Here is a 1,267-nt window from a genome sequence, read left to right as displayed (position 1 = left end):
GTGTGTCGTCGTGCCGTGGTGCGTGCCGACTTCATCGTATGTTTGCCAAGACTTGCATAAACCACATGACATGCATGATGCAATGCATGTGTACGATACCAATCCTCCATCGAACCGACCGGATAGCCGAGGACCCGAGATATGGACACGTCCCAGCCCACAGCCCGCACAGGCGGTGTGATCACGACGCTGGCGCTGGCCGGCACCGTCGCCGCCGTGATGCAGACGCTGGTGACCCCGCTGATCGCGGAGCTGCCGCGGATCCTGGACACCTCGTCCTCGAACGCCGCCTGGGTGGTCACGGTCACCCTCCTGGTCGCGGGTGTGTGCGTGCCGGTCACCGGCCGGCTCGGTGACCTCCTCGGCAAGCGCCGCATGCTGCTGGCCTGCGCGGTTCCGCTGATCGTCGGGTCCGTCGTCTGCGCACTGGCCTCCTCCGTGGTGCCGATGATCGTCGGGCGTGGTCTTCAGGGCATGGGCATGGGCATGGTGCCGCTGGGTATCGCGCTCCTGCGTGACGTGGTGCCCTCCGAGAAGCTCAGCGGCTCCATCGCCCTCGTCAGCGCCTCCATGGGCATCGGCGGCGCCCTCGGCCTGCCGATCTCCGCGGCCGTAGCCGAGTACGCCAGCTGGCGCGTGCTGTTCTGGGGTTCCGCGGTCCTGGCCGTGATGATCGCCGTGCTCATCTACGTCTTCGTCCCGGACGTCCCGGCCGGGGCCAAGGGGCAGCGCTTCGACGCCCCCGGCGCGATCGGGCTCGCCATCGGCCTGGTGTCCCTCCTGCTGGCGATCTCCAAGGGCGCCGACTGGGGCTGGGGTTCGGGCACCACGCTCGGCCTGTTCGCGGTCGCGGTCGTGGCGCTCGGCACCTGGGGCTTCTACGAGCTGCGTACCCGTGACCCGCTCGTCGACCTGCGGACCACCGCCCGGCCGCGTGTGCTGCTCACCAACATCTCGTCGATCCTGGTCGGCGTCGGCATGTACTCCTTCATGCTCATCGCCCCGCAGCTGCTGCAGTTCCCCGAGGCCACGGGGTACGGCCTGGGGCAGTCGATGCTGGCCGCGGGCCTCTGGATGGCCCCCGGCGGCGTGATGATGATGATCGTCTCCCCGCTCGGCGGGAAGCTGATCAACGCACGCGGCCCCAAGATCGCCCTCGTGCTCGGTGCCCTCGTGATCTCCCTCGCCTACCTCCTCTAGCTCTTGCCGACCGGCTCGGCCTGTGTCCTGATGTTCGTCGGAATCGTCATCAACAGCGGCGTCGGCC

At 68.3% G+C, this 1,267-nt stretch carries 1 protein-coding gene; it reads left to right on the top strand.

Annotation, left to right across the window (positions count from 1 at the left end; translation table 11 throughout):
- The first annotated feature begins 141 nt into the window (after positions 1 to 141).
- A complete protein-coding gene (locus tag ACFU7D_RS29680; protein WP_378874128.1) occupies positions 142 to 1,200 on the top strand; it encodes an MFS transporter in 1,059 nt (352 codons plus the stop codon).
- Positions 1,201 to 1,267 lie beyond the last annotated feature (67 nt).

The sequence above is a fragment of the Nocardioides sp. NPDC057577 genome (assembly GCF_042801335.1).
Lineage (GTDB): Bacteria > Actinomycetota > Actinomycetes > Propionibacteriales > Nocardioidaceae > Nocardioides.
This window is presented reverse-complemented; position numbering and strand designations above follow the sequence as displayed.

Excerpts from the sequence above, each read along its gene's own strand:
- ACFU7D_RS29680 (WP_378874128.1), top strand. The coding sequence starts at position 142 with ATGGACACGTCCCAGCCCACAGCCCGCACAGGCGGTGTGATCACGACG.